Source organism: Pseudomonas sp. (genome assembly GCF_049590575.1).
Classification (GTDB): domain Bacteria; phylum Pseudomonadota; class Gammaproteobacteria; order Pseudomonadales; family Pseudomonadaceae; genus Aquipseudomonas.
Genome location: NZ_JBAWDE010000013.1, coordinates 1 through 4,370 on the forward strand (window position 1 = coordinate 1; position 4,370 = coordinate 4,370).

Here is a 4,370-nt window from a genome sequence, read left to right on the forward strand (position 1 = left end):
TGGGAGGGGGCTTGCCCCCGATGGCGTTGTATCAGAAACACATGTGCAAGCTGACACACCGCCATCGGGGGCAAGCCCCCTCCCACAAATTAAATGACAGAAAGTTTTGCCGGATCGGTTTATCGAGGGTAAGTTGCGCGCCGGTTTTGTTGCCGGGCAACAACTTCGGGCCCAACTATTTAAGAGGACCTCCACTTGCCAATTTCTTTATTTTGCAAAGCCTTGCTGGTGGGTGCAGGTATCACGCTGGCTGTCAGCGTGCAGGCCGCACCGACTGTGCATATTTATAACTGGTCTGACTACATCGGCCCCGACACCCTGGCCAACTTCGAAAAGGTCAGCGGCATCAAGCCGGTGTACGACGTGTTTGATTCCAACGAAACCCTGGAAGGCAAGTTGCTCGCCGGGCGTACCGGTTACGACGTGGTGGTGCCGTCCAACCACTTCCTCGGCAAGCAGATCAAGGCCGGGGCGTTTCAGAAACTCGACAAGTCGTTGCTGACACACTACGCCAACCTCGACCCGGCGTTGCTCAAGCGCCTGGAAAAGAACGACCCCGGCAACCAATACGCCGTGCCGTACCTGTGGGGCACCAACGGTATCGGTTACAACGTCGATAAGGTCAAGGAAGTGCTCGGCGTCGACCATATCGATTCCTGGGCCGTCCTGTTCGAGCCGGAAAACATGAAGAAGCTGGCGAGCTGCGGCGTGTCCTTTATGGATTCGGCCGATGAGATGCTGCCGGCGGTGCTCAACTACATGGGCCTGAACCCCAACAGCACCAACCCAGAAGACTACAAAAAAGCTGAAGAAAAGCTGCTGAAAGTGCGGCCCTACGTGACCTATTTCCATTCCTCCAAATACATCTCCGACCTGGCCAACGGCAATATCTGCGTGGCCGCCGGGTTCTCCGGGGATGTGTTCCAGGCCAAGGCGCGCGCGGCCGAGGCTGGCAAAGGCGTGAACATCGCCTACACGATTCCCAAAGAAGGCGGCAACCTGTGGTTTGACGTGCTGGCGATTCCCAAGGATGCGACCAACGTCAAAGAGGCCCACGCCTTTATCAACTATTTGCTGCAACCTGAGGTGATCGCCCAGGTCAGTGATTACGTCGGTTACGCCAACCCTAACCCCGGGTCGGACACGCTGATGGAGCAATCGATACGCACCGACGAAGCGGTTTACCCACCGCAGGCGGTTCTCGACCGGACATTCGTCAACTTCGAGCTACCCCCGAAAGTGCAGCGTTTAATGACCCGTAGCTGGACCAAGGTCAAGACGGGCAAGTAAGGCTCAAACTATCCAAGGCTGGCCCGTATTGGGCCAGCTGCACTCTTTTTTTTCTGGGAGTTTCGTAAATGGCAGTTGCCTCCGGCGCCTATAAGAAAGCCCTCGAGGGCGACCAGACACCGAAAAAGGTGCTGGTCAAAATCGACCGGGTCACGAAGAAGTTCGACGAGACGATTGCCGTGGACGACGTGTCCCTGGAAATCAAGAAAGGCGAGATCTTCGCCTTGCTCGGCGGTTCGGGTTCGGGCAAGTCCACCTTGCTGCGTATGCTCGCAGGCTTTGAGCGCCCGACCGAAGGCCGCATTTACCTCGACGGTGTGGATATCACCGACATGCCGCCCTACGAGCGGCCGATCAACATGATGTTCCAGTCCTACGCCTTGTTCCCGCACATGACCGTGGCGCAGAACATCGCGTTCGGCCTGCAGCAGGACAAGATCCCCAAGGCCGAGGTCGACGCCCGCGTGGCTGAGATGCTCAAGCTGGTGCAGATGAGCCAGTACGCCAAGCGCAAGCCGCACCAGTTGTCCGGTGGCCAGCGCCAGCGTGTGGCGTTGGCGCGTTCCCTGGCCAAGCGTCCGAAATTGTTGCTGCTCGATGAGCCGATGGGCGCCCTCGACAAGAAGCTTCGTTCGCAGATGCAACTCGAACTGGTGGAAATCATCGAGCGTGTCGGCGTGACCTGCGTGATGGTGACCCACGACCAGGAAGAGGCCATGACCATGGCCGAGCGCATCGCGATCATGCACCTGGGCTGGATCGCGCAGATCGGCAGCCCGATCGACATCTACGAGACGCCGACCAGCCGCCTGGTGTGCGAGTTCATCGGCAACGTCAACATCTTCGACACCCAGGTGGTGGACGACGCCGAAGGCCACGCGGTGCTCAAGTGCGCCGACCTCGACCGCGATATCTACGTGGGCTATGGCATCGCGACGTCGGTGGAAGACAAGTCGGTGACCTACGCGATCCGCCCGGAAAAACTGCTGGTGACCACCGAAATGCCGACCTGCGAGCACAACTGGTCCAGCGGCAAGGTGCACGACATCGCCTACCTGGGCGGCCACTCGGTGTTCTACGTGGAGCTGCCAAGCGGCAAGCTGGTGCAATCCTTCGTGGCCAACGCCGAACGCCGCGGCCAGCGGCCGACCTGGGGCGACCAGGTCTACGTCTGGTGGGAAGACGACAGCGGCGTGGTACTTCGCTCATGAACATGAAGAAGTTCAAGCGGCGCTTGCACCGCATCATCCCCAATGGCAAGCAGGTGGTTATCGGGATTCCGTTCCTGTGGCTGTTCCTGTTCTTCGCGCTGCCGTTCTTCATCGTCTTGAAGATCAGCTTTGCCGAAGCCGACGTGGCGATCCCGCCCTACACCGAGATCTACACCTTCGTTGAGCAGAAGCTGCAGCTGGTGCTCAACCTGGGCAACTACGCGATGCTCGGCGACGATGAGCTCTACATCGCCGCGTACCTGGGCTCGCTGAAGATGGCGTTTTTCAGCACGCTGCTGTGCTTGCTGATCGGCTACCCGATGGCTTATGCGATTGCCAGCGCGCGCAAAGAGCTGCAGACCGTGCTGGTGCTGCTGATCATGATGCCGACCTGGACCGCGATCCTGATCCGTGTGTACGCGTGGATGGGCATTCTCAGCAACAACGGCCTGCTCAATGGCTTCCTGATGTCCATCGGGCTGATCAACGAACCGTTGCAGATCCTCAACACCAACATCGCGGTGTACATCGGCGTGGTCTATTCGTACCTGCCGTTCATGATCCTGCCGCTGTACGCCAACTTGGTGAAACATGACCAGAGCCTGCTGGAAGCCGCGTCCGACCTGGGCTCGAGCACCTTCAACAGCTTCTGGAAGATCACCGTGCCGCTGTCCAAGAACGGCATCATCGCCGGCTGCATGCTGGTGTTTATCCCGGTGGTGGGCGAGTTCGTGATTCCGGAACTGCTCGGCGGCCCGGAAACCCTGATGATCGGTAAAGTGTTGTGGCAAGAATTCTTCAACAACCGTGACTGGCCGGTGGCGTCTGCCCTGGCGGTGGTGATGCTGGCGATCCTGATCGTGCCGATCATCCTGTTCAACCGCAGCCAAGCCAAAGAGATGGAGGGCAAAATATGAAGCGCTTCAGTTTCTCAAGCTTCATGCTGGTGGCGGGGTTGTTGTTTATCTACCTGCCAATGCTGATCCTGGTGATCTACTCGTTCAACGAATCCAAGCTGGTGACGGTGTGGGGCGGTTGGTCGATCAAGTGGTACGTCGGCCTGCTCGACAACACCCAGCTGATGGGCTCGGTGATGCGCTCCCTGGAAATTGCCTGCTACACGGCGGTCGCCGCCGTGGCCCTGGGTACCTTGGCGGCGTTCGTGCTGACGCGCATCAGCAACTTCAAGGGCCGCACGCTGTTCGGCGGTCTGGTGACGGCGCCGCTGGTCATGCCCGAAGTGATCACCGGTCTGTCGCTGTTGCTGCTGTTTGTGGCCATGGCGCAGATGATCGGCTGGCCGCAGGAACGTGGCATCGTGACTATCTGGATCGCCCACACCACCTTCTGCGCCGCGTATGTGGCGGTGGTGGTATCGGCGCGCCTGCGCGAGCTGGACCTGTCGATCGAAGAAGCGGCGATGGACCTGGGCGCGCGGCCGTGGAAGGTGTTCTTCCTGATCACCATCCCGATGATCGCGCCGTCGTTGGCGGCGGGCGGCATGATGTCGTTCGCGCTGTCGCTGGATGACCTGGTACTGGCCAGCTTCGTGTCCGGCCCGGGCTCGACCACCTTGCCGATGGAAGTGTTCTCGGCGGTACGCCTTGGGGTTAAACCCGAGATCAACGCCGTGGCCAGTCTGATTCTGCTGGCCGTGTCGCTGGTGACCTTCCTGGTGTGGTTCTTCAGCCGGCGTGCCGAAGAACACCGCAAGAAAGCCATTCAGCAAGCCATCGAAGAAGCCGCGGCGGATGGCTGGAAACAGCCGGACAAGCGCCGCGCGCCTGCGCCGGTCTAAAGACCTGTGCGGTCCAAATGTGGGAGGGGGCTTGCCCCCGATGGCAGTGGGTCAGTCAATAGATGCAGTGA

General features: G+C 59.6%; 4 protein-coding genes. All 4 read left to right on the forward strand.

What is annotated here, in order from left to right:
- The first annotated feature begins 195 nt into the window (after positions 1–195).
- The 4 genes from WBR57_RS00935 to WBR57_RS00950 all read left to right on the forward strand — a co-directional run bounded on the left by WBR57_RS00935 (position 196) and on the right by WBR57_RS00950 (position 4,299).
- A complete protein-coding gene (locus tag WBR57_RS00935; RefSeq protein ID WP_424081274.1) occupies positions 196–1,290 on the forward strand; it encodes a polyamine ABC transporter substrate-binding protein in 1,095 nt (364 codons plus the stop codon).
- A gap of 68 nt (positions 1,291–1,358) precedes the next feature.
- Positions 1,359–2,501, forward strand: coding sequence for an ABC transporter ATP-binding protein (locus tag WBR57_RS00940; protein ID WP_034116305.1), 1,143 nt, complete (start codon positions 1,359–1,361; stop codon positions 2,499–2,501).
- Positions 2,498–3,418 (forward strand): ABC transporter permease subunit, encoded by a 921-nt coding sequence (locus WBR57_RS00945; protein ID WP_268935564.1) that lies wholly within the window; start codon positions 2,498–2,500, stop codon positions 3,416–3,418. The genes WBR57_RS00940 and WBR57_RS00945 overlap by 4 nt, the downstream gene beginning before the upstream one ends.
- On the forward strand, positions 3,415–4,299 hold the full coding sequence (locus tag WBR57_RS00950) for an ABC transporter permease subunit (RefSeq protein WP_424081278.1): 885 nt from the start codon (positions 3,415–3,417) through the stop codon (positions 4,297–4,299). The genes WBR57_RS00945 and WBR57_RS00950 overlap by 4 nt, the downstream gene beginning before the upstream one ends.
- The last annotated feature ends 71 nt before the right edge of the window (positions 4,300–4,370 follow it).

What these genes read in the sequence shown, in the direction of transcription:
- WBR57_RS00940 (WP_034116305.1), top strand. Translation starts at nt 1,359, where the DNA reads ATGGCAGTTGCCTCCGGCGCCTATAAGAAAGCCCTCGAGGGCGACCAG.
- WBR57_RS00945 (WP_268935564.1), top strand. Translation starts at nt 2,498, where the DNA reads ATGAACATGAAGAAGTTCAAGCGGCGCTTGCACCGCATCATCCCCAAT.
- WBR57_RS00950 (WP_424081278.1), top strand. Translation starts at nt 3,415, where the DNA reads ATGAAGCGCTTCAGTTTCTCAAGCTTCATGCTGGTGGCGGGGTTGTTG.